Source organism: Shewanella sp. W3-18-1, assembly GCF_000015185.1.
Classification (GTDB): domain Bacteria; phylum Pseudomonadota; class Gammaproteobacteria; order Enterobacterales; family Shewanellaceae; genus Shewanella; species Shewanella putrefaciens.
The window spans coordinates 1,799,748-1,826,508 of sequence record NC_008750.1 but is presented as its reverse complement, the minus strand read 5'-3'; the positions used below and the strand labels follow the sequence as shown (position 1 = coordinate 1,826,508).

The 26,761-nt window shown below is 45.9% G+C and carries 25 protein-coding genes; 13 read left to right on the top strand and 12 right to left on the bottom strand.

Annotated features, from left to right (window positions below):
* Nucleotides 1-34 precede the first annotated feature (34 nt).
* From trpB to xthA, 12 genes are all read left to right on the top strand, one after another.
* The gene (gene trpB / locus SPUTW3181_RS08355) at nt 35-1,225 is read left to right on the top strand and encodes a tryptophan synthase subunit beta (RefSeq protein ID WP_011788938.1); all 1,191 of its coding nucleotides are present in this window, start codon (nt 35-37) and stop codon (nt 1,223-1,225) included.
* Between the two features lie 5 nt (nt 1,226-1,230).
* Nucleotides 1,231-2,067 (top strand): tryptophan synthase subunit alpha, encoded by an 837-nt coding sequence (gene trpA, locus SPUTW3181_RS08350; RefSeq protein WP_011788937.1) that lies wholly within the window; start codon nt 1,231-1,233, stop codon nt 2,065-2,067.
* Between the two features lie 70 nt (nt 2,068-2,137).
* The gene (locus SPUTW3181_RS08345; protein ID WP_011788936.1) at nt 2,138-2,569 is read left to right on the top strand and encodes a hypothetical protein; all 432 of its coding nucleotides are present in this window, start codon (nt 2,138-2,140) and stop codon (nt 2,567-2,569) included.
* Nucleotides 2,570-2,640: 71 nt separating this feature from the next.
* Complete coding sequence (locus SPUTW3181_RS08340; protein WP_011788935.1) at nt 2,641-2,925, top strand: DUF2798 domain-containing protein; 285 nt, start codon at nt 2,641-2,643, stop codon at nt 2,923-2,925.
* Between the two features lie 686 nt (nt 2,926-3,611).
* Nucleotides 3,612-5,129, top strand: a complete 1,518-nt coding sequence (locus tag SPUTW3181_RS08335) for a lysine N(6)-hydroxylase/L-ornithine N(5)-oxygenase family protein (RefSeq protein WP_011788934.1) — start codon at nt 3,612-3,614, stop codon at nt 5,127-5,129.
* Nucleotides 5,129-5,818, top strand: a complete 690-nt coding sequence (locus SPUTW3181_RS08330) for a GNAT family N-acetyltransferase (protein WP_011788933.1) — start codon at nt 5,129-5,131, stop codon at nt 5,816-5,818. The genes SPUTW3181_RS08335 and SPUTW3181_RS08330 overlap by 1 nt, the downstream gene beginning before the upstream one ends.
* A complete protein-coding gene (locus SPUTW3181_RS08325; RefSeq protein ID WP_011788932.1) occupies nt 5,819-7,747 on the top strand; it encodes an IucA/IucC family protein in 1,929 nt (642 codons plus the stop codon).
* 96 nt (nt 7,748-7,843) lie between these two features.
* Entirely contained in the window at nt 7,844-10,057 is a 2,214-nt protein-coding gene (locus tag SPUTW3181_RS08320) for a TonB-dependent siderophore receptor (RefSeq protein ID WP_011788931.1), read from the top strand.
* Nucleotides 10,058-10,201: 144 nt separating this feature from the next.
* Complete coding sequence (gene fhuF / locus SPUTW3181_RS08315) at nt 10,202-11,326, top strand: siderophore-iron reductase FhuF (RefSeq protein ID WP_011788930.1); 1,125 nt, start codon at nt 10,202-10,204, stop codon at nt 11,324-11,326.
* Between the two features lie 219 nt (nt 11,327-11,545).
* Nucleotides 11,546-12,091: a septation protein A gene (locus SPUTW3181_RS08310; protein ID WP_011788929.1), complete on the top strand. Its 546-nt coding sequence runs from the start codon at nt 11,546-11,548 to the stop codon at nt 12,089-12,091.
* Entirely contained in the window at nt 12,091-12,390 is a 300-nt protein-coding gene (locus SPUTW3181_RS08305; protein ID WP_011788928.1) for a YciI family protein, read from the top strand. The genes SPUTW3181_RS08310 and SPUTW3181_RS08305 overlap by 1 nt, the downstream gene beginning before the upstream one ends.
* A complete protein-coding gene (gene xthA, locus SPUTW3181_RS08300) occupies nt 12,390-13,202 on the top strand; it encodes an exodeoxyribonuclease III (RefSeq protein ID WP_011788927.1) in 813 nt (270 codons plus the stop codon). Before SPUTW3181_RS08305 ends, xthA begins: the two co-directional genes overlap by 1 nt.
* A gap of 135 nt (nt 13,203-13,337) precedes the next feature.
* Here the strand turns inward: xthA and SPUTW3181_RS08295 are convergent, their stop codons facing one another.
* From SPUTW3181_RS08295 to SPUTW3181_RS08250, 10 genes are all read right to left on the bottom strand, one after another.
* Nucleotides 13,338-13,775 (bottom strand): hypothetical protein, encoded by a 438-nt coding sequence (locus tag SPUTW3181_RS08295; protein WP_011788926.1) that lies wholly within the window; start codon nt 13,773-13,775, stop codon nt 13,338-13,340.
* Between the two features lie 73 nt (nt 13,776-13,848).
* Nucleotides 13,849-14,280 (bottom strand): nuclear transport factor 2 family protein, encoded by a 432-nt coding sequence (locus SPUTW3181_RS08290; protein WP_011788925.1) that lies wholly within the window; start codon nt 14,278-14,280, stop codon nt 13,849-13,851.
* Nucleotides 14,281-14,386: 106 nt separating this feature from the next.
* Entirely contained in the window at nt 14,387-14,809 is a 423-nt protein-coding gene (locus tag SPUTW3181_RS08285; RefSeq protein ID WP_227498149.1) for a hypothetical protein, read from the bottom strand.
* A gap of 368 nt (nt 14,810-15,177) precedes the next feature.
* Nucleotides 15,178-16,632, bottom strand: coding sequence for a methyl-accepting chemotaxis protein (locus SPUTW3181_RS08280; RefSeq protein ID WP_011788923.1), 1,455 nt, complete (start codon nt 16,630-16,632; stop codon nt 15,178-15,180).
* 127 nt (nt 16,633-16,759) lie between these two features.
* On the bottom strand, nt 16,760-17,251 hold the full coding sequence (locus SPUTW3181_RS08275; protein ID WP_011788922.1) for a DUF1097 domain-containing protein: 492 nt from the start codon (nt 17,249-17,251) through the stop codon (nt 16,760-16,762).
* A 386-nt stretch (nt 17,252-17,637) separates the two neighbouring features.
* Complete coding sequence (locus tag SPUTW3181_RS08270; RefSeq protein ID WP_011788921.1) at nt 17,638-19,884, bottom strand: xanthine dehydrogenase family protein molybdopterin-binding subunit; 2,247 nt, start codon at nt 19,882-19,884, stop codon at nt 17,638-17,640.
* Nucleotide 19,885: 1 nt separating this feature from the next.
* On the bottom strand, nt 19,886-20,389 hold the full coding sequence (locus SPUTW3181_RS08265) for a (2Fe-2S)-binding protein (RefSeq protein ID WP_011788920.1): 504 nt from the start codon (nt 20,387-20,389) through the stop codon (nt 19,886-19,888).
* 3 nt (nt 20,390-20,392) lie between these two features.
* Entirely contained in the window at nt 20,393-21,067 is a 675-nt protein-coding gene (locus SPUTW3181_RS08260; RefSeq protein WP_049766855.1) for a nucleotidyltransferase family protein, read from the bottom strand.
* The gene (locus SPUTW3181_RS08255; protein ID WP_011788918.1) at nt 21,067-22,083 is read right to left on the bottom strand and encodes an XdhC family protein; all 1,017 of its coding nucleotides are present in this window, start codon (nt 22,081-22,083) and stop codon (nt 21,067-21,069) included. The genes SPUTW3181_RS08260 and SPUTW3181_RS08255 overlap by 1 nt, the downstream gene beginning before the upstream one ends.
* A gap of 241 nt (nt 22,084-22,324) precedes the next feature.
* Nucleotides 22,325-22,969 (bottom strand): MBL fold metallo-hydrolase, encoded by a 645-nt coding sequence (locus SPUTW3181_RS08250; RefSeq protein WP_011788917.1) that lies wholly within the window; start codon nt 22,967-22,969, stop codon nt 22,325-22,327.
* 181 nt (nt 22,970-23,150) lie between these two features.
* Between SPUTW3181_RS08250 and SPUTW3181_RS08245 the strand changes: the two genes are divergently transcribed.
* Complete coding sequence (locus SPUTW3181_RS08245; RefSeq protein WP_011788916.1) at nt 23,151-24,440, top strand: alpha/beta fold hydrolase; 1,290 nt, start codon at nt 23,151-23,153, stop codon at nt 24,438-24,440.
* A 221-nt stretch (nt 24,441-24,661) separates the two neighbouring features.
* Here SPUTW3181_RS08245 and SPUTW3181_RS08240 read toward each other — a convergent pair whose 3' ends face one another.
* Together SPUTW3181_RS08240 and SPUTW3181_RS08235 are read right to left on the bottom strand one after the other, a co-directional pair.
* Nucleotides 24,662-25,045 (bottom strand): cytochrome c3 family protein, encoded by a 384-nt coding sequence (locus SPUTW3181_RS08240; protein ID WP_081429797.1) that lies wholly within the window; start codon nt 25,043-25,045, stop codon nt 24,662-24,664.
* A 42-nt stretch (nt 25,046-25,087) separates the two neighbouring features.
* On the bottom strand, nt 25,088-26,725 hold the full coding sequence (locus tag SPUTW3181_RS08235) for an HAL/PAL/TAL family ammonia-lyase (RefSeq protein WP_011788914.1): 1,638 nt from the start codon (nt 26,723-26,725) through the stop codon (nt 25,088-25,090).
* Nucleotides 26,726-26,761 lie beyond the last annotated feature (36 nt).

Below are 26,761 nucleotides of genomic sequence, written 5' to 3'. Positions count from 1 at the left end.
CAGACAAACTGATTGATAAGATAAGGAAAAAGGTATGTCAACGTTAAAGCTTAACCCTTATTTCGGCGAATACGGCGGCATGTATGTGCCACAGATTTTAGTGCCAGCCCTTAAGCAATTAGAAACTGCCTTTGTGGAAGCGCAGGAAGATGACGACTTTAAAGCCGAATTTACCGATTTACTGAAGAACTACGCGGGTCGCCCAACGGCACTCACCTTAACCCGCAATTTAAGCCCAAATCCTATGGTGAAAATCTACCTTAAACGGGAAGATTTACTCCACGGCGGCGCCCATAAAACCAACCAAGTGTTAGGCCAAGCCCTGCTGGCTAAGCGCATGGGTAAAAAGGAAATTATTGCAGAAACTGGTGCAGGACAACACGGCGTTGCCACCGCCCTTGCCTGCGCGCTGTTAGGCTTAAAATGTAAAGTCTATATGGGCGCCAAAGATGTTGCGCGCCAATCACCTAACGTATTTAGAATGCGTTTGATGGGCGCGGAAGTCATTCCTGTGACCTCAGGTTCTGCCACCCTAAAAGATGCCTGTAACGAGGCGATGCGCGACTGGTCTGGCAGCTACGAAAAGGCCCACTATCTTCTGGGCACCGCTGCGGGGCCACATCCGTTCCCAACAATCGTGCGTGAATTCCAACGCATTATTGGCGAAGAAACCAAGAAGCAAATGCTGGAACGTGAAGGTCGCTTGCCCGATGCTGTTATCGCTTGTGTTGGCGGCGGTTCGAACGCTATCGGTATGTTTGCTGACTTTATCGACGAACCCAGTGTCGAACTGATTGGTGTCGAACCTGCGGGTAAAGGCATAGACACACCAATGCACGGCGCGCCGCTTAAACACGGTAAGACTGGTATTTTCTTCGGCATGAAAGCGCCTTTGATGCAAGACAGCGAAGGGCAAATCGAAGAATCTTACTCGATTTCAGCCGGATTGGACTTCCCTTCCGTTGGCCCGCAGCACGCACATCTTAATGCCACTGGCCGCGCCCGTTATGAATCGGCTACCGATGATGAAGCCTTAGAAGCCTTCCAACAACTGGCGCGCTGTGAAGGGATTATCCCAGCATTGGAATCGGCGCATGCTATCGCCTATGCCGTCAAAATGGCGCGCGAGTGCACCAAGGAAACCATTTTAGTGGTCAATCTTTCCGGTCGTGGCGACAAAGATATTTTCACCGTTTCTGACATTTTGAATGGTAAAGAGGTATAACGAACATGAGTGATACATTGACTAACACAAGCCTTTACCAAGCGGCCCGTTACCAAGCCACCTTTGCCAAACTCAAGGCCGAAGGCCGTGGCGCTTTTGTCCCCTTCGTCACCCTTGGCGATCCTAGCCCTGAGTTATCGCTAAAAATTATCGATACTTTAGTGCAAAACGGCGCCGATGCCTTAGAACTGGGCTTTCCGTTTTCCGATCCCTTGGCCGATGGCCCAGTGATCCAAGGCGCTAACCTGCGTTCTTTAGCCGCAGGCACGACTCCAACGGCGTGTTTTGAATTACTGGCGCAAGTGCGTGCTAAATATCCTGAACTTCCAATCGGTTTGCTGCTGTATGCGAACTTGGTGTTTGCTAACGGCATCGATGCTTTCTACGCTAAAGCGCAGCAAGCGGGTGTGGATTCAGTGCTTATCGCCGATGTGCCAGTGGAAGAATCCGCGCCCTTTAGCGAAGCCGCTAAAGCCCATGGTATTGCGCCGATTTTTATCGCGCCGCCCAATGCCGACAGTGAAACCCTTGAACAAGTGAGTAAAAGTGGTGAAGGTTACACCTATCTCTTATCCCGCGCGGGAGTCACAGGCACAGACACGAAAGCTGGCGTGCCGGTAGAGGAAATTTTATCTAAATTAAAAGCCTTTAACGCCCCGCCACCGCTCCTCGGTTTTGGTATTGCCGAGCCTTCACAGGTAAGCGCCGCCATCAAAGCGGGCGCTGCAGGGGCGATTTCTGGCTCTGCCGTAGTAAAAATCATCGAAACCCACCAGCACGATGAAGTTAAGCTACTTGCAACGCTTGGGGAATTTACTCGCGCAATGAAGGCTGCGACCTAAACTAACAGCGTATTTATTTAGTCACAGTTCCTCGGTAGCATGGAGGCCTCGACAATAAAACGGACTTTTTATGCAGTATCGGATCTATATTCTCGAACTCACACCATGGGGCTGTGGATTTGAAGGGGAAGTAGCCGCAAAATGCGACAATGGCGCGCCAATTTGGTTTTACTACCAAGGCAGCGATCAGCAGGCAAAAGCGCGCTTTCCCCTTAACCAATGGGTGACGGTTGAATTATTGGGGCGGCTGGCGAGTGCGAGCCCTCAAGTGGACATCATTGAGCAGGCGCCATACCAGCATCTGCAGTTTCCGCTGCATAACTGTCACTTTGAAGCTTCAGGACAGATCATCGACATCAGCCAAACACCCGAAGATACGATTTACCTGTTGCAATCAAACTTACCGCTCCCCTTCGATAATGAACTGGGAAAATCCCCTATCTCACTCAGTGACTGGGTCAATGTGACAGGTGAACTTTGGGTAACAAATTGGATGAATTAAGTCGATAAAAGAAGGTATAGTGCTAACCTTTGACCAATCATTCGCCTGATACATTTCCATTAGAGGATCCGATGACCGTTTCTAAATCTTTAGCCAATAACAAACCTCGTACTTTTTTGGGAACACCCAAATTACCCGCCAAATATGCCACTGTGGTGATGCCATTTTTTCTTTCTATTCTCATGAGTTGTATCGTTTCTGGGATCAGCACTTTCAATGGCGTTGGTGCTTCACCGCAATTTATCGAACTCTGGCTCGGCGCTTGGCTGATCTCATGGATTGTCGCCTTTCCGACATTACTGATGGTGTTACCTTTAGTACGTAAACTCACCGCCGCCTTTGTCGAACTCCCTTAGTATTGGTAGATATTTATTCATCGTGTTTATGGAATAAAACCGAAAGCCGTCGTTAAAAATGGTTTTCAACGGGACAATTAACATGACACATTAGCTTTCCACTCTGCACAAAACCCTATTAACGCCCTAATGACCCTTTATTTAGTGCTGTTTTTAAACAACTAAATATCATCGTCCTCTCATCGAAAGTTCAATATCTAAACATTTACAGTCGATTTACACTGACATCATTTTGTCACTAGCAGCTATCATTTTTGGCGTATTCTATATCCATTCAATGAGTCGAGACAAATAGAGCTTTAAACCTCAAAAACAAATTAACCAACTGTTTTATAGCGTTATTTATAACCTCATTTCACAAAAAACGTCTCTCTTGTCAGCGACAGCAATCACCAAACATTATCACAACAAACAATATACAATTCTTTTTTATATCCACTAAAAGTATGAATCACTCCCATCCATCTAAATGATAACGATTTGCATTTGTAATTTTTAAAGTGCTAATTTACCCCTCCATTATCATCAAAGATAACCGCAGCAGGAAGCTGTAGCTAAAAACACTATTAGCGAGATAAATGGATTGTTAAATCAGTTTTGATAGAGATATCCACTAAATTCTTGCTTATCAGTCGACTATTACTGGAAAAGTTCTACTTAGCACAATAGAACCAAAGGAGGCGTAAGTGACTACACTACAAAGGGAAATTGATCGCGAAATCTTTGATCTACTTGGCATAGGCATTGGCCCGTTCAATCTTGGCCTCGCCGCCTTATCAGAACCTATTGACGGCTTTAATTGTTTATTTTTAGATGCTAAAACCAGTTTTGAATGGCATCCAGGCATGCTACTCAAATCCTCAAGACTGCAAACCCCCTTTATGTCGGATCTGGTAACTATGGCCGATCCCACCAGCCGCTACAGTTACCTTAATTTTGCCAAGCAAACGGGCAGACTTTATCCCTTTTATATTCGTGAGAATTTCTTTTTACCTCGCCACGAATACAACTTGTATTGCCAATGGGTGAGCCAACAGCTCAGCAACCTTAAATTTGGTTTTAAGGTCACTCAAGTGGATTACAACGCCGGGGAAGGTATTTATCGAATTACAGGTTTTGATAGACGCAGTGGCAAAACCCATACCTATCAATGCCGAAAGCTAGTGTTAGGCACTGGCACTGAACCTTATCTGCCAAAGGATTGCCCAATCCAAGATGCACGGATCATGCATACCGCCAGTTATATGCAGCAAAAAACCTACCTGCAGAGTCAGAGTGCCATCACAGTGATTGGTAGTGGCCAGAGTGCGGCTGAAGTGTTTTACGATCTACTGCAAGATATTGATACCTATGGTTATCAACTCAATTGGATGACGCGATCACCACGTTTTTATCCCTTGGAATATACCAAGCTTACTTTAGAGATGACCTCGCCAGATTATGTCGATTACTTCCACGAGTTGACCCCTAATCAAAGATGCTCACTGATCGCCAGCCAGAAACAGCTCTACAAAGGGATAAATTCTGAGCTGATCAACGACATTTATGACTTGTTATATCAAAAGCGCCTATTGGCCGATTTTCAATGCCGACTGATGACGAATGCGGCGCTGACTCATATCGAGCCCCAAGCCAATATGCTCAAGTTGCATTTCCACCACAATGAAAAAAATCACACCTTTGAGCAAGAAACGGGCGCCGTCATTTTAGGCACAGGTTACCACTATCGTTTACCCGAGTTTATCAGTGGTATTAAACAACAAGTCGAATTCGATGACGCCGGACAACTTAGCGTGCAGCGTGATTACAGCATAGATATTCGAGGGGATATTTTTGTCCAGAATGTCGGTTTGCATACCCATGGGATAAGCTCACCGGATCTGGGAATGGGCTGTTATCGCAACGGCACCATCTTAAAAGCCGTACTCGGTTATGCGCCCTACCACATTGAGGAACATATCGCGTTTCAAACCTTCGATCCGGCCAAACTTGCCAGTCATCAGCCCTGCGGCGCCAATGCAATTAACACCTTGAATCTTAAGCCTAAACATTTCACTAAGGCATCAGATCACACAAATACTGCTGACGCGCCTCAAAGTCTGTACCCAACCCAAACTGCGACTTCAAGTATAAGTGCAGGCACAAGTTCAGGTGCAGGAACCTACATGTCAGTCTTGATGGCGCCGAATAAGGAGGCGCAATAATGGCGAGTCAATTTAGTGACCATTGTTTAACGCGGCTATGTTTAACACAGCTATCGGCTATTACAAGCATCAATGGTTTCCAGTTCAGAGCGTTAGATCTTACACAAGACATTCCAACACTACAGTCTTGGCTTAACCAAGATTACGCCAAGTTTTGGGGTATGCAGGGCTTGAACCTTGATGCCATAAAAAATCTGTTAGCAACTACAGAGCACAAGTTTGCCTTGATAGGTGAATGGCAGGCCAAAGCGCTATTTATGGTGGAACTTTACGATCCCGCCCACGATGAAGTCGGCCAGCACTATCGTGCTGCGCCGGGTGATTGTGGTATGCATTTGATTATCGCGCCGCCCGATGGCAAACCCGTCAGCGGCTTATCCTTCAAAGTGATGGATGCGATAGCTAAGCTCGTGCTTGAAAAACTGGCCTTTACTCGCCTCGTAGTTGAACCCGATCAACTCAATATGAAAATTCATCACTTAAATAGCCGAGTAGGTATTCGCTATGAAAAGGCAATTAAATTAAGCACTAAAGCGGCTTTCCTCGGATTTTGCACTGCGGCTGATCGTCTGCTCGCATCAAGCTCGGCTTCTTCGACGCGCTTAGCCCAAACAACCTCAGCGCTGCCAAGCACGCTCGCGGCGCCCGTAATCTCTCCCATAACATTATCGACTCTTCAGGTGAATTAGATGAACTTACCCACAAAAGCCTTATTAATTAACCCATTGCCAACGCAAGATCATCATGATCAAGCAGTACATGCTCAACAAAGCTCGGCGCTATCGACAACATCGACTTCTATACCCGAGCATTTAACCCCCGCCTATTGGCAAGCGGCTAATCGTCATTTAGTGAAGAAAATCCTCTGCGAATTCACCCACGAGAAGCTCATTACCCCGACCCTATACGGGCAAAAAACGGGGCTTAACCACTATGAACTGCGGCTCAAAGACAGCACTTATTATTTTAGTGCGCGGCACTATCAGCTCGATCATCTCGCGATTGATGCCGATACCATCCGCGTTTCACTTGCAGGCAAAGAACAAACCCTCGATGCGATGTCGCTCATCATTTCCCTTAAAAATGACTTAGGGATCAGCGAAACCTTACTACCAACCTATTTAGAAGAAATCACTAGCACCCTTTACAGTAAGGCATACAAGTTAGCGCATCAGGCGATTCCCGCAGCCACGCTAGCGCGAGCCGATTATCAAAGCATAGAAGCGGGTATGACAGAAGGCCATCCGGTGTTTATTGCCAATAATGGCCGGATTGGTTTTGATATGCAGGATTACCGTCAATTTGCCCCTGAAAGCGCGATGCCGATGCAGTTAGTCTGGCTTGGAGTCCGCAAAAACAAAACCACGTTTGCCGCCCTCGAAAACTTGAGTCACGACGCGTTACTCAAGGAGGAGCTTGGCCAGCAGTTCGATGATTTTCAGCAGCATCTTAAAACCAAGCAGCATGATCCACAGGACTTCTACTTTATGCCTGTGCATCCTTGGCAGTGGCGCGAAAAAATCGCCCGCGTCTTTGCCGGCGACATAGCCCGTGGCGATCTGGTTTACCTTGGTGAAGGCAGCGAACAATACCAAGTGCAGCAATCAATACGCACTTTCTTCAATCTTGCATCACCGCAAAAGTGCTACGTCAAAACTGCGCTTTCTATCCTAAATATGGGCTTTATGCGTGGTCTATCGCCCCTTTACATGAGCTGCACACCGCAGATCAATGCTTGGGTTGCAAACTTAGTTGAAAACGATCCTTACTTTGCCCAACAAGGCTTTGTGATCCTGAAGGAAATTGCCGCAATAGGTTATCACCACACCTATTACGAGCAGGCACTCACCCAAGATAGCGCCTACAAAAAAATGCTCTCAGCCCTGTGGCGCGAAAGCCCACTACCGCACATTGAGCCTAAGCAAAATCTGATGACCATGGCAGCGCTACTGCATACGGATCATGAAGATAAGGCCCTTATTGCAGCCTTGATAGTCGCCTCAGGCTTACCAGCAAAGGATTGGGTCAGTCGCTACTTAAACCTGTATTTATCGCCGCTGTTACATGCCTTTTTTGCCTACGATCTGGTCTTTATGCCACATGGTGAAAACCTGATCTTAGTGCTCGATGAATATGTGCCAGTCAAGATTTTAATGAAAGACATAGGCGAAGAAGTCGCGGTACTCAATGGCGCGAAGCCGCTACCTGATGATGTAAAACGCCTTGCGGTGAGCCTTGAAGAAGAGATGAAGCTTAACTACATCTTACTGGATATTTTTGACTGTATTTTCCGCTATTTAGCACCGCTACTCGATGAGCAAACCAGTGTCAGTGAAAGCCAATTCTGGGAGTTAGTGGCGGACAATGTACGTGATTACCAAGCCCAGCATCCACATTTGGCCGACAAATTTTCCCAATACGATCTGTTTAAGGACAGCTTTGTACGCACGTGCCTCAATCGTATCCAATTGAATAATAACCAACAAATGATAGACCTCGCCGACAGGGAGAAAAACCTGCGTTTCGCCGGTGGCATCGACAATCCCTTGGCGGCCTTTAGACAAAGCCATGCCTTTAAGCGCCCTATGCTTAGCAGCGCTGAGCAAAGGACACGTTAACACACCACAAAGTGGATAACCCCGAAACTTTAGCATGGGCCAATATTGGCCCAGCTTGTTTAACCCCCAACCTAAACGGAATTAAAGATCAACATTATGAAGACTTTTCCTCTCTCCTGCATCGCACTCGTCTGTCGGCAAGCCCTCGTTAACCCGAAGCTATTGCTGTGCTCAGTCATGTTAGCCACGGTTCCCCATGCCACAGCTGACACTGTCGATGCGGATAGTAAGACTAAAAAGCACCAGAAAGAAATTGAAGTCATCAATGTCATTGGCGCTAAGGATTTACATGACAACCGTTATAAAACCCAAGCGATGAACACGGCAACGGGGCTCGATTTATCCTATTTAGAAACGCCGCAGTCGGTAACGTCCATCACCCGTCAAATGATGAACGATCAACAGCTTAATAGCGTGATTGATGCCATGACCAGCGTTGCGGGGATCAATGCCCGCCCAATGGATAACGACAGATACAGTATTAGTGCCCGCGGCATTGCCGTGACCAGCATTTTGTATGATAGTGTGCCAACCACCTACGATACCCGCTTCAACTATGGCGATAATCTCATCGACACCGCCATCTACGAGCGAGTAGAAGTGGTACGCGGCGCGACAGGTTTAATGACAGGTGCGGGTAACCCCTCGGCGGCCATTAACCTTATCCGTAAACGCCCGACTCAAGAGTTTATGGGCAACACCTCGTTAAGCGTGGGCTCATGGAATAATGTGCGCGGTATGGTCGATGTTTCCAGCGGCTTAAATGACTCGGGTTCTGTGCGCGGTCGCGTGGTCGCCGCCTATCAAGATAAGGATTCATTCCAAGACAGGTACGAGCAGCAGCGCACCACGCTATACGGCATAGTCGAAACCGATATTGGCGATAGCACCTTATTCACCCTTGGTGTCGATTACCAAGATGCCACACCGAGCGGCACTATGTCGGGCGGTTTACCGCTATTTTACAGCGATGGCAGTCGCACTAATTATGATCGTGCCACTTCAACGGCGCCCGATTGGGGCTCGGCGCATACCCAAGGCCTCAACACTTTTGCGAGTCTCGAACACAGATTAGATAACGGTTGGAACCTAAAAGGGACTTACACCTACGGCGATAACTCATTGGAGTTCGATGTACTATGGGCCACGGGATATCCTGATCCTGTAACGAATATCGGCGCCACTGCAGGCTCTATCGCCTATGTCGACGGTAGTCGCACCCAACACAATGTGGATTTGCGCGCCGAAGGACAATACCAACTCTTTGGATTAGAACATCAATTGATGTTTGGCTGGAATGGCCAACGCCAAGAGTTCGCCAATCCCTACTATTATCCCACTGCGGCAGTACCGCCTTTGGGGGATTTTCGCGATCCGAACTTCCAATATCCAAAACCTCAATGGAAGGAAACCTATACCACGGGTTCATTTGGCGAAACCAAACAGAGTGCAGCCTATGTGGCGACTCAGCTTAATCTCAGCGACGCTTTAGCTGTCCTCGTCGGATTACGCCTCAATGAGTGGGAAACCGACCAAGATAATTTTGGCAGCCGCTACGATTTCAGCATCAGCAACGAACTCACGACTTACTTCGGCCTCACCTACGCCCTGACCGAGCAATATTCGCTCTATGCCAGTTATACGGATATTTTTGCACCGCAAACCTTGCAGCGAATCGATGCCAGTTATATTGACCCAGTGAAGGGTAAGAACTACGAGGCAGGGATTAAAGCCAGCCTGATGGATGAAAGTTTAGATATGTCGCTGTCGGTGTTTGAAATTCGTCAGGACAATGTCGGAGAACGTACAGGCGATGTACTCCCTGGCACCACCATCCCAGTGTACAGAGAGGTTAACGGCACCCAAACCCAAGGTTTTGAGTTTGAATCCACAGGCAAAATCACCGATGACTGGAATATTTACTTCGGTTACACCCAGTTCAGCACCGAGGATCCTAAGGGCAAACGCATCAATACCACCTCACCACGCCAGCAGGTAAAAGTCTTTACAACCTATCGATTTAGTGGGGATTGGCACAAGCTACAAGTCGGTGCAGGTATAAATTGGCAGAGTCGCATTTACATGACACTGAAAACACCACCACCCACCCCAATAGAGGTGGAAGTCGGTCAAGAAGCCTATGCCCTAGTCAACTTAATGGCAAGTTATGCCTTTACCGAGCAGCTTAAGCTTAGCGCCAACCTGAACAACGCCTTAGATAAAACCTACTACAGCCAAGTCGGTCAATATAGCCAATTCCAATACGGTACGCCTCGAAGTGCCAGCTTAACCTTGGACTATCGCTTCTAAGTCAGACTTTTATTGCGATCGTTCGAAAAACCTTGTGAGCCCCAATCTTTGGCTCACAAGGTCCTAATTTATATGGAATTTATCAATAATAGTGGGGCTTATCAATAACAGCGGGAATCAATCACAATCATATAAGGAGTGACAATGGCAAGCCAACGGAGAGACACCAGACTGCAAACATTGTGTGATACCTCGCCAAGCCACAACGCGTTGAATCAAACTATTTTGTCACTCAATCAGTTGTTACATCAACGGGCGCCCTTCTATAGCGAGCACCTTAATGCAACGCAGTCCCCCACAGGGCTTAGTTTTGATGAATGGAGTAACGCTGATACATATCAAAAACTCATTGCACGTTTTGCCATCGCACATCCTAGCGCAGAAACTCAGGTTGAAATCGAGGCTGAAACCGAGGTTAGTAAAACAGCGGCAACCAGCCGATCGCCCGCGTTTTCCAGTAAAAGCGCTGTGGTCAATAAAAGCACTGCGGCTAGTAAAAACGCTGTAGCCAGCAAAAAAGACACTCGCAAAGCATTGCATTCTCTCTGGGGCCAATGGTATTTCGGCCTATTAGTCCCACCTATAATGGAATGGATTTTTAACGCCCCAAAAGCCATATTCGAGCCTATTCACTGGCAGCCACAATCCATTTTTATGCAAGTACACCCCAGTGGCAGAGTAGCAAAATTTGAATTTAACCTCGCAAAGCGCCAGCCAAATACCGCTTTGACCTTTAAAAAACACCACGGCATCGAGCCACTTTCCCAAACAAACACTAAGCCAAGTTTCAAGACAGACAGTAAGGTACACTCACCATTAACCCCACATAAGCCGCCAGTTGATAAAGAACTCGCCCTACAAGGCCTGATCTTAAACTTACTGCAACCGAGTGTTGAGCGTCTGCTCACCCTAAGCCCTACGCCCGCTAAATTATATTGGAGCCACCTCGGCTATCTTATTCACTGGTATCTTGGGGAATTAGGATTATCTCAGCAACAAAACCAGCGCCTAAAACAAGCTCTGTTTCGTCAGGCAACCTTTCAAGATGGCAGCATCAATCCGCTGTATAACAGCATTAACTTGTTTATCGACACTGAGCAAAGCAATGCTAACTCAAACACAAAAACGAGCGTAAAAACAAACTCAAAGCCTGGCCCCAAAATCTCCTGCATTCGCCGTACTTGCTGCTTAAGGTATCAACTCGCCAACACGGGCCAATGCCACGATTGCCCGCTAATACAACACGTTAAAGAAAGAATACGGGCATAAGGATAACAGCGAGACTTCTCCTAATCCCAAGTTCGCAGCCATCGGGTCTGTTTAGCTAAAACAGCGGAGCTTACGTGGGCGTTGCTATTTGGAACCGCTATTTAGCATCAAGATTAGACGGGGTTCACGGGCAAGATCGCAACCGAGGTACTATGATGGCTTTTTCCCACTAGCCTCGCGTGCTACACTCAGGCTCACGTCTCTTTATCACGATTATTTATGAAACAACTGCTTGATTTTCTGCCACTCGTTATCTTTTTTGCTGTCTATAAGTTTTTTGATATTTATATCGCCAGCGGCGCATTGATCGCAGCGACTGCGCTTCAATTAATCGTGACCTATGCGCTATACAAAAAGCTTGAAAAGATGCACCTTATTACCTTCGCCATGGTCACAGTGTTTGGCACACTCACCTTAGTTTTCCATGACGATGCCTTTATTAAATGGAAAGTCACCATTATCTATGCCCTATTTGCCTTGGCATTGGGTATTAGTCAGTTACTGAATAAGTCCATTTTAAAGTCGATGTTAGGCAAAGAAATGCAAGTAGCCGACAAGATTTGGGCACATATCACTTGGTATTGGGTGATCTTTTTTGCTACCTGTGGCCTAGTGAATATTTATGTCGCCTTTAGCTTACCGTTAGAAACTTGGGTGAATTTTAAGGTCTTTGGTTTAACGGCCTTAACCTTAGTCAATACTGTAATCACCGTATTTTACCTTTATAAACACCTTCCAGAAGACCAACGCAAGGAACTTAAATAATGTGGTATATGATTTCAGCTCAAGATGTTGAGAACAGCCTAGAAAAACGTTTAGCGGCGCGCCCTGCCCATCTAACCCGTTTGCAAGAATTAGCGGATGAAGGTCGTTTACTGGTTGCTGGCCCCCACCCAGCAATTGACAGCGAAAATCCAGGTGAAGCGGGATTTAGCGGTTCATTGGTTGTCGCTGATTTTGATTCTTTAGCCTCAGCACAAGCTTGGGCAAATGCTGATCCCTATTTTGCTGCGGGTGTTTACCAAAGTGTCGTGGTTAAACCCTTTAAGCGAGTTCTGCCTTAATGAAGATAGTGTCCTTTAATATCAATGGACTGCGTTCCCGCCTGCATCAATTGCAGGCGTTAATCGACAGCCACAAACCCGACATTATCGGCCTACAAGAAACCAAAGTGCACGATGAAGCCTTCCCACTCGCTGAAGTTGAGGCGATGGGCTATCAGGTACATTACCACGGTGGTAAGGCTCACTATGGCGTGGCTATGCTGTCAAAGGTTGCACCACAAAAAATACAAAAAGGGTTTCCTAGCGATGACGAAGATGCCCAGCGCCGAATGATTATCGGCACTTTCTCCCAAGCAAATGGCCGTCCACTGACCGTATTCAATGGCTATTTCCCCCAGGGCGAAAGCATAGACCACCCAACAAAATATCCTGCTAAACGTAAGTTTTATCAGGATTTAATGCACTACTTGCAGACGAACCATAGCAACGATGAAGATATCGCCATCATAGGTGATATCAATATTTCACCGACCGATTTAGATATCGGCATTGGCGAAGTCAATCGTAAGCGTTGGCTAAAAACCGGTAAATGCAGCTTCCAACCCGAAGAACGTGAATGGTTAAAAACCTTACAAGACTGGGGCTTAATCGACACTTTCCGTCAATTACATCCAGAGCGCACTGAGCGTTATTCTTGGTTCGATTACCGCAGCAAAGGTTTCGATGATAACCGCGGCCTACGCATTGATGTGATTTTAGCAACACCCTCGCTTGCTGCGCGCTTAGTCGAATCCGATGTCGATTACGATCTACGCGGTATCGATAAACCCTCTGACCACGCGCCCATTTGGAGCACGTTCAAAGAAGCTTAAGCTGCTTGGGTTCGATCATTTTAATGGATGTAAAAACATCGGCTTAGGCCGATGTTTTTGTTTGTGTACTGGTCACCCCAAATTGGACACTTTAAGTTGAGAAGTTTCAAACTCTACAGGTGATATAGAAATCCACTAGTCCCAATACACGGTATAGACAAGATAGCCATCTTGAGGCATAGGGGAAAGTTTATGTTCGCCATAGGGCCAGCCAGTACCGAGCCCATCTGCCGCGATTCCTGCAATCCAGGCTTCCACTTCGACCTCAGGCGCACAGGAGAGGATATGAATGTTCTCGGCTGCGGGCCATAGCTCATCATCCTCAAGGGCTTCGGACCATTCATCGTGCATACCAACAAAGACCCCCTGCACATCAGGCCTATGTTCGATTTCTTTCAAGCTGCGATAGATTTCTTTGATAGATGGTCGACCATAGCCCCAATTATTGGGCGCGATGGACTCTTCATCTTCGTTTGCTAAAAAGAACTCATCTAATGTCACTACCGGACTGTTCTCTGGATCTGCGACCAATAAGGCGCTTAATTTATTGAGTAATTCCGTTCTCGTTGTCACTGATAATACTCCATTTCTAAGGCTTGTTTCCTGTAAACCTTTAACTCACTTATCACGTACACAGGGCCAAAGACTAGACCTGATGTTGGCCTGACAGTATAGCGATTCTTTCTACATCGAGGCTTGCGAAGTCAGGGTCAACATACACATACATGCGGCTGATAAGATGGTCTGTAAACTCAAACACACTGCAAAAACGGCCTGTTGAAATCTTATTGTCTGGCCAAACGATGCCATCACTCATGACTCCACCTTCTTGCCCTTCGACGATGACAGTATTACCAGAAACTGTGATGTTAAATCCGTCGATATCATGCCAAATACTGCTGAGTGAGCTACCGATGCGATTGCCAAATTCAACTAAGCTGTCTTTGCCCTTAGCGCGTCCAAATTTAGGGAAAAAAAAGTCCACCTCTTCGCTAAACAAATCAGGGTAACTCACATCACCCGCATCGACTTTTTTAAAATATTCAATCACAAGCTTAACTAACACATCCTTTTCCATCATTTCCCCTATCTCTCTATGGTGATTTTTGCCGTTTTAAGGAGAGTTGTTCGCACTAGACTACAGCATGACTTTAACAGGCATAAATTGAGCTTGATAAATCAACCTAATCCAATTGACTCAATGCTTGATAATCAAGACTGCCATTGTGATAAAGCCTGATCTCAATAAAATCTATTTGTTTTTTGAGTAATGACAATTGCTCTATTAACCAGAGATAGCCGATTTTGTAGACATTTTGCAATAATTCGATTAATTCATCTTCTGGCATGTTTGCTTCGTTAATATTTAACATGCAATGCCAATTAAACTCTTTAAAAGGTGGAACAGTGTCTGACTCTAGATCCGCCGTGACTAGCCAGACACCATTCATCATTGAGCCTATATCAACAAAAAAATCACAATAGGCCTCACCTTGGGTATAGGAGAAATTTGCATATGCTTTAACAAGACTGGCAAAATCCTCTCGGTAATGATCGAGTGTTTCTTTCACCACTTTGGTTGATATCTCAACTTTTTCCATATTCATTTCTAACATCTTGAACGAAAATTGTTAGCAACCCATTGATAGTGCTTTACTTTGTGGTTAGTAACTTACTCTAACTTCAGCTATTCTCCAACCGTATTTTGATGATAATGCTAAAGTCACACTTTAGATTGATTTAAAAATTTCTATTACATTACAAAAAGTTAAATTAACCACAAACATTTGATGGGTGATTTCCGAGCAAAATGTGCAATTGCGAGATTAGTAGAACGCAATTAAAACATTAAGGAGAATTCGCTTGGAAGAATGAAGATACGAGAGAAAAGCGGCTTAATAAATGCGTTAACATTTTTAACTATTAAGCCGTGTAAGAAGAACTAAAATCTACCTTAAAGACGTAGCGTAGCAACTTAGCTAGTCCGGTACTGCTTTAAAATCCCACCCAATTCAACTGAAGCTTGGTGTAAGTCATTCGCCAAGGTCACACTGCGTCTTGCCGTTTGTTTGATGGTGTCGGACTGATGGCGAATCTCATTTAATTGCCCTGCAATATCCCGCGCGGCGACGCTTTGCTCCTCGGCGGCTGCGGCAATATGGCTACTCATATCAAATACCGCATTGACCGATCGTGTCATACCCTCGACATCCTCCCCTACGGCAATAATCGCACTTCGCCCTTCATCGGCTTGATCAACTATCTCTGTGGTAATCGCTGATAAACGACTCGTGCCTGACTGTAAGCCTTCAATCATAGACTGAATTTCAACCGTCGCCTGTTGAGTTCGACCCGCTAAGGTACGCACTTCATCGGCGACCACAGCAAAACCACGACCTTGCTCACCAGCACGGGCCGCTTCAATGGCCGCGTTTAAGGCTAATAAGTTGGTTTGCTGGGAAATACTGTTAATGGTTGTGACCACCGCATCAATACTCGCCGCATCCTTAGATAATTGTGCCACCGATGAAAATGCCGTACCAATTTTAGTCGAAAGCAAACCTATTCCCTCAACGGTGTGAACAATACGTTCTTGGCTGGTCGACATATGGGTAGCGTTTTCTTTTGTTTGCATTGAGGTGTTATTGGCATTAATCGAAACCTCCTCAATAGCAGCGGTCATTTGTGCCATTGCGACCGCGACTGAGTCTAAGAATTGATGCTGAAAACCGATTAATTCATCACTGGTCACCGCTTGTTGATTGAACTCGTTAGACGCCAGTGCCAGCGTATCTGCATTTTTGCTGATCGCGTTGACCATTTCACTCATATTATCGGCGCAGCGGTCTATTTCACGGGCGATTAAGCTAAAATCATCGGTGCCAAAAAAGTTTAATCTAAAACTTAAATCACCATCCGCTAAGCGTTTAATGGCCATATACATATCCCATAGCCCGCCACCGAGTGAAGTCGAAATCCAATAACTTAGCTGAAATAGCGGTAATAATCCCAATAACGCCAACCACAACATAAAATTGGCATCACTACGGGCATCGGCTTCCCATTGCTGTACATTTTGCGAAAGCTGCAGAGCTTGCCTACCTGAAACATCGGCCATAGCAGTCACTGTATTGCCTTGACGTTGGGGGCCAGCCTGTCCATTTGTCAATATCAGCCCATTGTCACGGGCAAATTGCGTAAGGGCATCCCCCTCAAGTTGTTGTGAGCTTGCTACCTTTGCTAGTGCATCAACAGTCGCCTGAACTCGCGCAAATGATGCCAATTCGACATGACGCTGAGCATATTGATAATTCATCAACGCCACAGTTGTGGTGATTAAAGCCACCATAGAACAGACAACCCAAAACTTTCCGTTAAGGCTGAACTTGATCAATATGGCATCAATGGTGCGAAACTGGATTTGTTTCATCTTGATATTTCCTAAGAACCGAGAGGCGATTTGGCACTAAGTCAGCATTATAGTTCATATCTTAGCCCCCTATTTTAAACCTGCTGATGCAGCGCAATGGAGATGACTGATACAAACTAATACCAAGCTAGTCGACACGGGTCATTTCAGTACCCGTTGGGGCAGACCATTTTGGGGTCAGTGCGACCAATTGTTCGGTTAGCATACTCATACCCCACCCCAAAAGCCCACCAATGATTAAAGGCGGCAAAATATTGGCGATATCTCCTGCCATGGCAAAAGTGATACAACAGCCAATAAAGGCACCGGGGATAAAGCTGAGTTTCTGATAACTTGCCTGTAAACACATAGCCGAAGTAGCGATGCCGGTAAAAATATACCCAAAGACAGGCGAAACAAAAAAGCTGCTACCCGAGATAATGAGCCAAGCCCAAAATACACCGGACAGATTTGTACACCACGCCATCATCACCCCTTGAAAACCGGCCTTAGGTTGAGCGAAAAACGTGCTACAACCTAAAAAACCGATCCAAGTGACCAGATGAAAGGCATCAGCGACACCACACCAAATAGCGGCCAATAGGCCGGCAGAAATGGCGACTTGCCAACGATTTTCCATGGATGACCCCTTTAGTAATTCTATTCACGGAAGTTAATGATTCAAATGTTCTCAAGGTGCGGCTGAGTTATGGTGTTATAGCGCCCTTCACTTCCATGTCATTCCATTTTTAGTAAGGATCTGCAATCAATGATTGACTCACTGGCCGACGAGAAACTGATCCAAATGAATGGGTGCGCGAGCCTGCATACCTTTAAATCACTTGAGTAAACATATTGGTTAAATTACCTCTATTCTGGTAACAAAAACCTGATCTATTGCTAATTTTCGGCATTAATGCCCGTAAAATCGCTAACAAGCAATTTTTTTGTGGTAAAAAAACGAAAAAAGCGCTCATTAGGCGCTTTTTTATTCAAATCACTTTCCGTTAACCCTTTAGCATTGGCTTAAACTCGCAATCGCTTATTCACGGGAAGATCGCGGATCCTCTGTCCTGTCGCCGCAAAAATTGCATTGGTCAAACTCGGAGCAACGGGCGGCACACCCGGCTCCCCCACGCCTGCAGGCGCAGCATCGGACTCGATAATGATAATCTCCATATCAGGAGTTTGAGGGAGTCGCAGCAAAGGATAATCGTGGAAATTTGATTGAAGCACTTGGCCTTCTTTGTATGTGATTTCACCCATCAAGGCCAAGCTTAGACCAAAGATAATTGCGCCTTCGGTTTGTGATTTCACTCTATCAGGATTCACCACCGTTCCCGCATCAATGGCAGCGATGGCATTAAGTACCTTAAGCTGTTTATCCTCACTCACTTCCACCCGCATGGCCACAGCGACCACACTCACAAAACTGCGGTGCACGGCAAAACCCCAGCCCTGATGTTTGCCCGCCTTAGGCGCCTTGGCTTGAGCCTGTTCGACGGCATTAATGACGTTTAAATAACGATCTATATCCACCGGATGGCGATTTAAGTCTTCACCGTAGTTACCATATTTAAAGCCTTGGTTATCAAAGGTCTCACGCCTTGATTGCCCAAGTAAGCTGCGCCACATATCGGGACAAGACATCTGAGCTCTGTGAGCCATTTCATCGACAAAGCTACCGACACTAAAGCCATGCTGAATATTACACACAGAGCGCATCCAACCTATGCGGCTATGCGCCTGCGCTTTTACCGCTTCGTATCTTAAGTGCGGCAAAGCAAAGGGTACGTCCACAAAACCTAAATCTAACTCACCGTCAGAGGGATATTCGACGCCTTCGGCAAAGGTTGAACTGATCGATGGGAATCCAGTCCGAGCTAAAAGCGCAGTCGGTTTATTGTTAGCATCGAACAGCGCCTGATAGGACTGGGCGCTGATAGCATGGTAATAACCGTTTTGGATTTCATCCTCGCGGCTCCAACTCACCTTAATTGGACGCTTAAACTGCTTTGATAACAACGCGGCTTCGACACTAAAATCAGGCTTTGCTTTTCGTCCAAATCCACCACCTAATAATGTGACGTGAACTTTTACGGTATCCTCTTCAATCCCCAGTGCTGCGGCCACGCTTTGTTGAGTGCTTTGTGGGTTTTGAGTTGAAGCCCAAACTTCACATTCCTTTGCCGTCACATTGGCCGTTGCAACTGGCGGTTCCATTGGTGAATGAATTAAGTAGGGCACGGTATAAACCGCCTTTAATGTATTCGCTTCGGGCCAATTTTTGACCTCATCACCAACTTGACGCACCACTTTACCGCCTTGCTGTACTCGCTCGACTAACGCCTTTAAATAAAGTGTCGAATCGTGCTGACTGTTGTCGACCTGAGTCCAAGTGATATTTAATGCTTTACGGCCTTCAAAGGCACTCCAAGTGTTGGTAGCGATAACCGCCACACCGCCCAAAGCCTGAAACCCGGGGGCGCCCTTAGGGATAGGCAAACGATACACATCCACGACTCCGGCCACGTTGCGCGCTGCGGTATCATCCAAACTTGCAACATCGCTCCCAAGCACGGGCGGACGCATGATGCTGGCGTAGAGCATGCCGTCGAGTTTGATATCGTAACCATAAATTGCGCTACCGCTTAACATGGCATCCATATCAACGATTTGGCGGGATGCGCCAATCTGCTTGAAATCTTTAATCTCTTTAAAGGTTAATGACTCAACGGCAGGTACTGGCAGCGCTGATGCCGCTAACGCTAACTCGCCAAACTTGGCCGAGCGGCCCGTTTTAGCATGCAGCACTTTATGGCTGGCGGTATGCACCTCGCTCACGGGGACTTTCCAGCGCGCGGCTGCGGCTTGCTCTAGCATGGTTCTTGCCATCGCCCCCATCTGGCGCATACGATCAAAATTATCGCGAATACTGCGGCTACCATCGGTATTCTGGCTGCCATAACGCTTATCGCCTAGCCCCTGTACTGGGACGATTTTATCCCAATCCGCTTCTAACTCTTCGGCTAAGACTTGCAGAATACCCGTTCTGATCCCCTGTCCCATCTCGGAGCGATGGCAAGTGAGGTACACTTTGTTATCCTCACCTATGGCAATAAATAGATTCAGCCGCGCTTCTTTATTCTGTGCCAGCGCCATGGGGCTCCAAGTTAGTCCACTCGCCCCTAATGCAAGTCCGCCCCCTACTGCGCCAAACAGTTTTAACACGTCGCGGCGGCTTAAATTTTCTACGGCAGTAAAAGTACTCATATTAGCCCTCCTGTTTGGCATAGTGTTGCAGCGCCGCTTTAATGCGTGGGTAGGTGCCACAGCGGCAGAGATTACCCGACATGGCTGAGTTGATTTGTTCCTCTGTAGGTTTAGGATGCTGCGCCACTAACGCCGCAGCCGACATCAATTGTCCCGCCTGACAATAGCCGCACTGGGGCACGTTATGTTCGGCCCAAGCATTTTTAAGCTTTTGATTATCAAGCCCTTCAATCGTTGTTAGTTGTTTACCTTGAGCTTGCCCTAGGCTGGTTAAGCAAGCTCGAACGGGTTGGCCGTCTAAATGCACAGTGCAAGCACCACATAGCCCTGCTCCGCAGCCATATTTAGTGCCTGTTAACCCTAAAATATCCCGTAGTGCCCACAGAATTGGCATCTTAGGATCGGCATCTAAAGTAAATGATTTACCGTTAATAGAAAGTGTTTGGGTGGAAGCGGCGGTACTGGCTTCCTTGATAATTGCAGTGGTTGATAATACTTCTGCCATAACTCACTCCTTAAGTGCCAACCACGACGCAAGATCGGCTTGGGTATCAATATCAATTGCGGCGCGGGGTAGTGTTATAGCGACTAACGCTCCCCGCTGTGCTTGTTGTTTTAAAATAGATTTAGCCCCGCGATCGCCACTCAAGTGAGTGAACAGCGGTAATGTAGAGGCATTAAAAATAGCAGGTACGCCTACATCATCCAAATAATGGGCGGCAACATCTTTGCCGGTTTTAAGCCATGTCAAAATCAGTTGTCGATAATCATCAACACTCAAGGCCACTTGGTCCGCGAGAGTCAACAGCATGGCATCAAAGCCTTGCTCCTTGGCATAACTTGCCGCCAAACTCACTGAGGATGCTAGGCCCATTTGCCACTGCGGATTAACTAAAATATCAAAGGGTTGGTGAGATTTAAGCTCGGCTAACAATGGCTGCAATATATGCCGATGAGCACCGAGTATGATTAACAAATGCGCTTGGCGATCCAAACCTAAATCTTGGCAATTAAGCTGCTGTAAACGCGCAACATGAGTGTTAATGATGGTTTGTTCGCAAGTTTCAGTCGCACTATGTGATGGTAGAAGCTGCGCTAACTTAACCCCTTCAAAACGCTGACTTTCACCTGCCGCAAGGACCACGATAAGAAGCCGTTTATCCAGTAACCTCACAGGTGTCATTAACCCATAATCTCATCAAGTTGTTTCAGTGTTGCTCCATGTAGCACACCGTGACATTGAGCTAAAATACTTAAAGCAATGGCGCTCGGTAACTCACCGCCAAGCGCCAGACCCGCGGGGGCCGAAAACACCCCAGAAAACGATTGTGCAGATAAACCTGCCATCGCCAGTACTTTATCCCGCCGGTGGGCAGGCCCAAGCAATGCCACATAATCCAGTGAATAAGGTTGAATAGCCTTTAATACTGCAGCATCTAAGCCCAGGTTATGGTTTATCACCACAGCGCAGTCTAGTTGAGCGATAACATTGGCAGCAAGTTCACCCACGGCTTGTTTGATGATATGAGCATGGGGAAAATCTGCCGCTCTAGCGTAAGCAGTACGGCCATCGATAACGGTAACTTGCCAGCCTAATGAATGGGCAATCGCAGCGATAGGTTTAGCATCAATACCGCCACCAAAAATCCCAATATGGAATCGGGGCCTCAGGGGAATAACTAGGGTGTCATTTGACTCTTGTTTCACAATCTTTGATTTAGCAAAATCGCTTATCGGAAATGGCGCAGCATCTGCGGAATAGAAACGTGCTTGATACTGCCGCGCATCAGTTCCAGATGCGACTAAAGGCAATTGATAATATCCCGATTGCCCATGACGAAATGCATGAACAAGGTCAATCAAACCTAGATCATGATTTTCTTTTAAAAGCGGGATCAACATGATATCGACTATGCCGCCACAGCCTAGTCGATAACTGGCATCAGACTCATCACTCGCATCATAGGTGACACACATCACTTGCTTCGTCTGCATCGCATTTTGAGCATATCGGCGCAAATCCGCTTCTAAACATCCACCACTTAAAATGCCCGCCCCTTGGCCAAACTCATGGAACAGCATCATGGCGCCAGGTTTACGGTAAGCGGAACCTTGAACATGAGTGATAACAGCAAGCACCCAAGCGTCATCCGCAAGTGGTAACCAATGTTCAAGTAAATCTTCGATTTGGTGATCCATCCGTAATGACTCCAAGAGGTTAGGATTATCAAGCGCAAAAAACATAAACCAAACGACTGTTAATTATTAGGTAACCCCAATAGATTAAAAAATCGATACGACCAAGTTAACAAAGGCGCCCTCGCTTTGAAAGGGATAATAGATTGCAGAAGGAGTAAAAGGTGAAGATGACGTTAAAAAGACATAAAGACGTATGCGAGTGGTTGCCACTCGCAACTTTTAGATATACCAACGAAAACCACTAAAGTAATAATTGATCCGCAACAAAAGGATTATGCTCACGTTCCTCGCCAAAGGTCGATAAAGGACCATGGCCCGGAATAAATTCTACATCAGCACCAAGAGGCCAAAGTTTTTCGGTGATCGAGTGAATTAAATCCTGATGATTTGATTGGGGGAAATCAGTGCGGCCGATAGAGCTTCTAAATAAAATATCCCCCACCCACGCCAACTTAGATTGGGCCGAATAAAAGGCAATATGGCCAGGCGTATGCCCAGGGCAATGCAGCACAGATAAACTTTGCTCGCCCACTTTAACAATATCGCCATCCTGCAGATATTGTGCCGGTTCAAAAGCATCGCAATGGGGAAATCCGAAATTTTGGCTTTGCTTAGGTAAGTTATCAATCCAAAACTTATCGGCGATATGCGGACCAATAATCGGAATATTAGCTGATTGAGCAAGAGACTTAGCCCCACCGACATGGTCAATATGCCCATGGGTGAGCAGGATTTTCTCAAGAGTCAACCCGCGTTTTGCTACCTCGGCTTGAATACGATCTATGTTTCCACCGGGATCCACGACAGCAGCGAGTTTAGTTTTTTCACACCAGATTAAACTGCAATTTTGCTGGAAAGGTGTCACTGGAATAATTTGATACTTCATAGCTTCAATCTCGTGTTATCCATAAGCGATAGATTACGCTAAGTCCTTTATCTTGGCTCAATTTTTTATAATAAAAATTGATCTTAACCAAAAGCCAACAAAATAATCCTAACTTGCGGGAGAACGACTTTTGTATACAATCGTCAAGAAAACTCAGCGCCCTTAGCCCATAGGTAGATTGATGAAACCCGATATAGTTCTTGCTGGTGTGCTCGCCAAAAAACACACGTTTACCTTACCCCTGAATTATCAGCATCCAATTGCAGAACAAATCAAAGTATTTGCCAGAGAATTGTGTAGCCCTGAAAACAAAGATAAAAAGTTACCTTATATCGTATTTTTCCAAGGCGGCCCAGGATTTGGCGCAATGCGCCCTGCCAGCAACAGCGGCTGGATCCGCCGCGCATTAAAAGAATATCGCGTGTTATTACTCGATCAGCGCGGCACAGGCTTATCAACGCCAATTAACTACCAGAGTCTCAAACACTTAGACCCAATGGCACAAGCAAATTATCTAAGCCACTTTAGGGCGGACAATATTATCCGTGATGCTGAAGCCATTCGCGCGCAGCTTTGTCCGGCAGATAAATGGGCGATTCTAGGCCAAAGTTTTGGTGGTTTCTGCGTCCTACATTATTTAAGCACCGCACCTCAAGGCGTTAGCGAAGCCTATATCACAGGTGGTATTCCATCATTGACTCGTCCTGCCGATGATGTCTATCTGGCGACTTATCAACGCGTACTAACGAAGAATAAACAATTCTTTTATCGTTTCCACGACGCCCAGCATTTAGTCACTCGCTTAGCAAAACACTTAATTGAAAAGGAAGTGTATTTAGCCACAGGGGAACGCTTAACCGTTGAAATGCTACAACTACTTGGCATCCATCTCGGAATGGAGCAAGGTCCAGAATCGGTCTACTATCTGCTTGAGCAAGCACTGATCAACACGCCGTCAGGGACTGAGGTTAATCCCTTGTTTTTAAATCATTTTGGTCAGATGCTCGACTACAATACTAATCCAATTTTTGCCCTCTTACATGAGGCTATCTACTGCCAACACTCAGCCTCACAGTGGTCCGCGCACAGGGTAAGGCAGCAATTCCCCGCCTTTAATTATCAAGTAGGCAAACCTTTCCTATTCACTGGAGAGATGATTTATCCTTGGATGTTCGACCAATTTAGTCATTTAACGCCACTTAAAACGGCGGCAGAAATACTGGCTTATAAATCCGACTGGCCCACACTTTACAACCTCGAACAACTGGCACAAAACCGCGTCCCTGTCGCTGCGGCGATTTATAGCGAGGATATGTTTGTCGACATGCAATACAGCTTAGAAACGGCACAACAAATCGGACAACTAAAATACTGGTTAACCTCCGAATACGAACATAATGGCATCCGTATGGACGGTGAACATATTCTGGATAAATTAATCAATCTAAATCGAGGAGAAATCTTGAGGTAAAAGTCCATTTTAAGGGTTAATTAAGTCAGAACTGGCATTGTATCCACGCTCCTAATCTAAATGGGAGTGGTTTTGGCTACAATGTTTTACGACCAATTTCCGTAAGAGTAAACTCCATTGGTTTACTCTTTTTTTTTGCAAAAAAAATGCACTCACCAAAGAGTGAGTGCATACCATATTGGTAAAAAATACAGGAAAATGAGTGATAAATAGCCTTAAATCTAGCGTTTCATCGCTGGATAAGTAAACTCATGGCATTGATTACAATAAACTTTACTTTCTTTATGTTCCTGATGACAGTAAGTACAAGGCAAATCAGTACCGTAATGTAAACTGTCATGTGGGTTCGGCTCGACCGAATGCCCCGCATCTTCGGGTCGCTGAGTCAGTTTAGCCACATCCTGAGGAGAACCATGGCAGTTAGCGCACACTGCAGCGTCAGGTATGGTCTTACGCTTTACATCACCATGACAGGCAGTACAGTCGACCTGACCATTCTCACTTGTCATCACATCCTTATGATAATCCTTAATATTCATCGCATTTGTTGTTATTGGCAGCATGAATATACAACCAAGTAAAAGTGTATATAAGGGTTTTAACATCAGACTCTTCCTATAGCGGGGCATGCTGCCCCGCATAACATATTAATAGTTTGCGATAAATTCAGTTGAAGTTTGGATATCAGGCGTAAATGGGCGATCTTGAGCTACAAAAGGTACTTTTTCACGGTACGCCTTGTACATGGCTTCGGTCGCTTTACCTAAATGAAGATCTGGAGTAGCCAACTTACGTAAATCAATCGCTTGACTTGAATGCAGCAGCTCTAGACCGTAGATCACACGTGTGTTGTCAACAATCTGGATCAAATTGTCCGCAGCAAGCTTGAGGTTAGTGAAAGTATCTTCAATTCCCCCCGCAATTGAGATCCCATCAAATGACACTGGGGTCGCCAACTGTTTATTACGAACTTGCATATCTACAAACACTTTTTGAATCGCGCCAAAAGCATGACCATTATTACCTGGAGCACTTAAAAAACGGGGTAACTTAGTAAAATGGTCATCAGATAAATGGATGGTGCGCATAACACTGTTATGGGATACATGTGTCAGAGCGACACTCAAGTTTTGTACTGCCAATGCAACAGGCAAAGGTTCAAAGTTCGTGGTTGGAAACACACCACCTTGCCCTTCGACGATATACTTAGCAACCTGTGGAAACTTCGCATACTCATTTGATGCGCCAACAATAACTGCAGGGTTATCATCCGAATGATTGATTTGAATATTTACCACATCATTCAATTCTGCTAACGCTTGTTCAGCACTGGCTAACGTGTATGCCGTTGTTCTGTAACTGAGTGGATCCTGCAAAGGACGTTCATCATTGAGTTGCCATAAATAACTGCCATCTAACTGTTTTAGAATGTCATTTGTGCTGGCTTTAATATAAGGGAAAGGACGAATATCATTGGTTTGTGGTAAAAATGGTGCCACGTTACCATTTAATCCCTCAAGGCTTAAACCAAATAGCGTTGGCGAGATAGAGAGTAATTGCTTGGCCTCACGGTAACCTTGCATCGCATAAGCGACTGAAAACGAATTGTTAGACAGAATTGATAGTGCATCTTTACCCATAGGCACAAGTGGTGTAATTCCGGCATCCGCCATAGCATCTTTACTGCTAACACGTTGTCCTTTGTAGAATACTTCCCACTCACCCACCATCGCCAACCCGACATGGGATGAGAGCAAAATATCCGCTTCACCTACAGTACCGTGAGCGGGGATGACTGGCGTTAACCCTTTGTTAAGGTATGCCTCATAGAGTTCAGCCACAACAGGTTGCACCCCTGTTTGTCCCGCGAGCATAGTATTTAAGCGTACCGCCAAGGCTAATCGAGTTAACCGAATCGGTGCAGCGTCACCAACACCAGCACTATGGGCTCGAAAAGTGCTGTAGTTAAAGTTACGTGATGCCTCAAGCACTTCATCACTTAACTTGCCATTGGCATCAAATAACTTGTGATCTTTGTTCAAACCAACGCCAACAGTAAGACCATAAACAGGCTTACCTAAACGAGCAGCTTCCATCAACAAACTATTAGCTTTAACGAGTTGAGTTTTCGCTTGAGATGCAATCTTGACTTTAGCGCCATCGGCGATTGCCCATGCTTGTTCTTGCGTTAAATGTTTACCATCGAGGACAACGTGCTCCATCGCTAAAGCACTCCCAGAGAGTAGACTTAAAGTAAGCGATGCCATCAACACTGATTTATTCATTACCATTCTCCAATACATTGTAATTTTTAATAAAAT

Bases quoted from the DNA above. Each gene is read 5' to 3' on its own strand.
- trpB (WP_011788938.1), top strand. From the start codon at position 35: ATGTCAACGTTAAAGCTTAACCCTTATTTCGGCGAATACGGCGGCATG.
- trpA (WP_011788937.1), top strand. From the start codon at position 1,231: ATGAGTGATACATTGACTAACACAAGCCTTTACCAAGCGGCCCGTTAC.
- SPUTW3181_RS08345 (WP_011788936.1), top strand. From the start codon at position 2,138: ATGCAGTATCGGATCTATATTCTCGAACTCACACCATGGGGCTGTGGA.
- SPUTW3181_RS08340 (WP_011788935.1), top strand. From the start codon at position 2,641: ATGACCGTTTCTAAATCTTTAGCCAATAACAAACCTCGTACTTTTTTG.
- SPUTW3181_RS08330 (WP_011788933.1), top strand. From the start codon at position 5,129: ATGGCGAGTCAATTTAGTGACCATTGTTTAACGCGGCTATGTTTAACA.
- SPUTW3181_RS08325 (WP_011788932.1), top strand. From the start codon at position 5,819: ATGAACTTACCCACAAAAGCCTTATTAATTAACCCATTGCCAACGCAA.
- SPUTW3181_RS08320 (WP_011788931.1), top strand. From the start codon at position 7,844: ATGAAGACTTTTCCTCTCTCCTGCATCGCACTCGTCTGTCGGCAAGCC.
- fhuF (WP_011788930.1), top strand. From the start codon at position 10,202: ATGGCAAGCCAACGGAGAGACACCAGACTGCAAACATTGTGTGATACC.
- SPUTW3181_RS08310 (WP_011788929.1), top strand. From the start codon at position 11,546: ATGAAACAACTGCTTGATTTTCTGCCACTCGTTATCTTTTTTGCTGTC.
- SPUTW3181_RS08305 (WP_011788928.1), top strand. From the start codon at position 12,091: ATGTGGTATATGATTTCAGCTCAAGATGTTGAGAACAGCCTAGAAAAA.
- xthA (WP_011788927.1), top strand. From the start codon at position 12,390: ATGAAGATAGTGTCCTTTAATATCAATGGACTGCGTTCCCGCCTGCAT.
- SPUTW3181_RS08290 (WP_011788925.1), bottom strand. From the start codon at position 14,280: ATGGAAAAGGATGTGTTAGTTAAGCTTGTGATTGAATATTTTAAAAAA.
- SPUTW3181_RS08285 (WP_227498149.1), bottom strand. From the start codon at position 14,809: ATGAATATGGAAAAAGTTGAGATATCAACCAAAGTGGTGAAAGAAACA.
- SPUTW3181_RS08280 (WP_011788923.1), bottom strand. From the start codon at position 16,632: ATGAAACAAATCCAGTTTCGCACCATTGATGCCATATTGATCAAGTTC.
- SPUTW3181_RS08275 (WP_011788922.1), bottom strand. From the start codon at position 17,251: ATGGAAAATCGTTGGCAAGTCGCCATTTCTGCCGGCCTATTGGCCGCT.
- SPUTW3181_RS08270 (WP_011788921.1), bottom strand. From the start codon at position 19,884: ATGAGTACTTTTACTGCCGTAGAAAATTTAAGCCGCCGCGACGTGTTA.
- SPUTW3181_RS08265 (WP_011788920.1), bottom strand. From the start codon at position 20,389: ATGGCAGAAGTATTATCAACCACTGCAATTATCAAGGAAGCCAGTACC.
- SPUTW3181_RS08260 (WP_049766855.1), bottom strand. From the start codon at position 21,067: ATGACACCTGTGAGGTTACTGGATAAACGGCTTCTTATCGTGGTCCTT.
- SPUTW3181_RS08255 (WP_011788918.1), bottom strand. From the start codon at position 22,083: ATGGATCACCAAATCGAAGATTTACTTGAACATTGGTTACCACTTGCG.
- SPUTW3181_RS08250 (WP_011788917.1), bottom strand. From the start codon at position 22,969: ATGAAGTATCAAATTATTCCAGTGACACCTTTCCAGCAAAATTGCAGT.
- SPUTW3181_RS08245 (WP_011788916.1), top strand. From the start codon at position 23,151: ATGAAACCCGATATAGTTCTTGCTGGTGTGCTCGCCAAAAAACACACG.
- SPUTW3181_RS08240 (WP_081429797.1), bottom strand. From the start codon at position 25,045: ATGTTAAAACCCTTATATACACTTTTACTTGGTTGTATATTCATGCTG.
- SPUTW3181_RS08235 (WP_011788914.1), bottom strand. From the start codon at position 26,725: ATGAATAAATCAGTGTTGATGGCATCGCTTACTTTAAGTCTACTCTCT.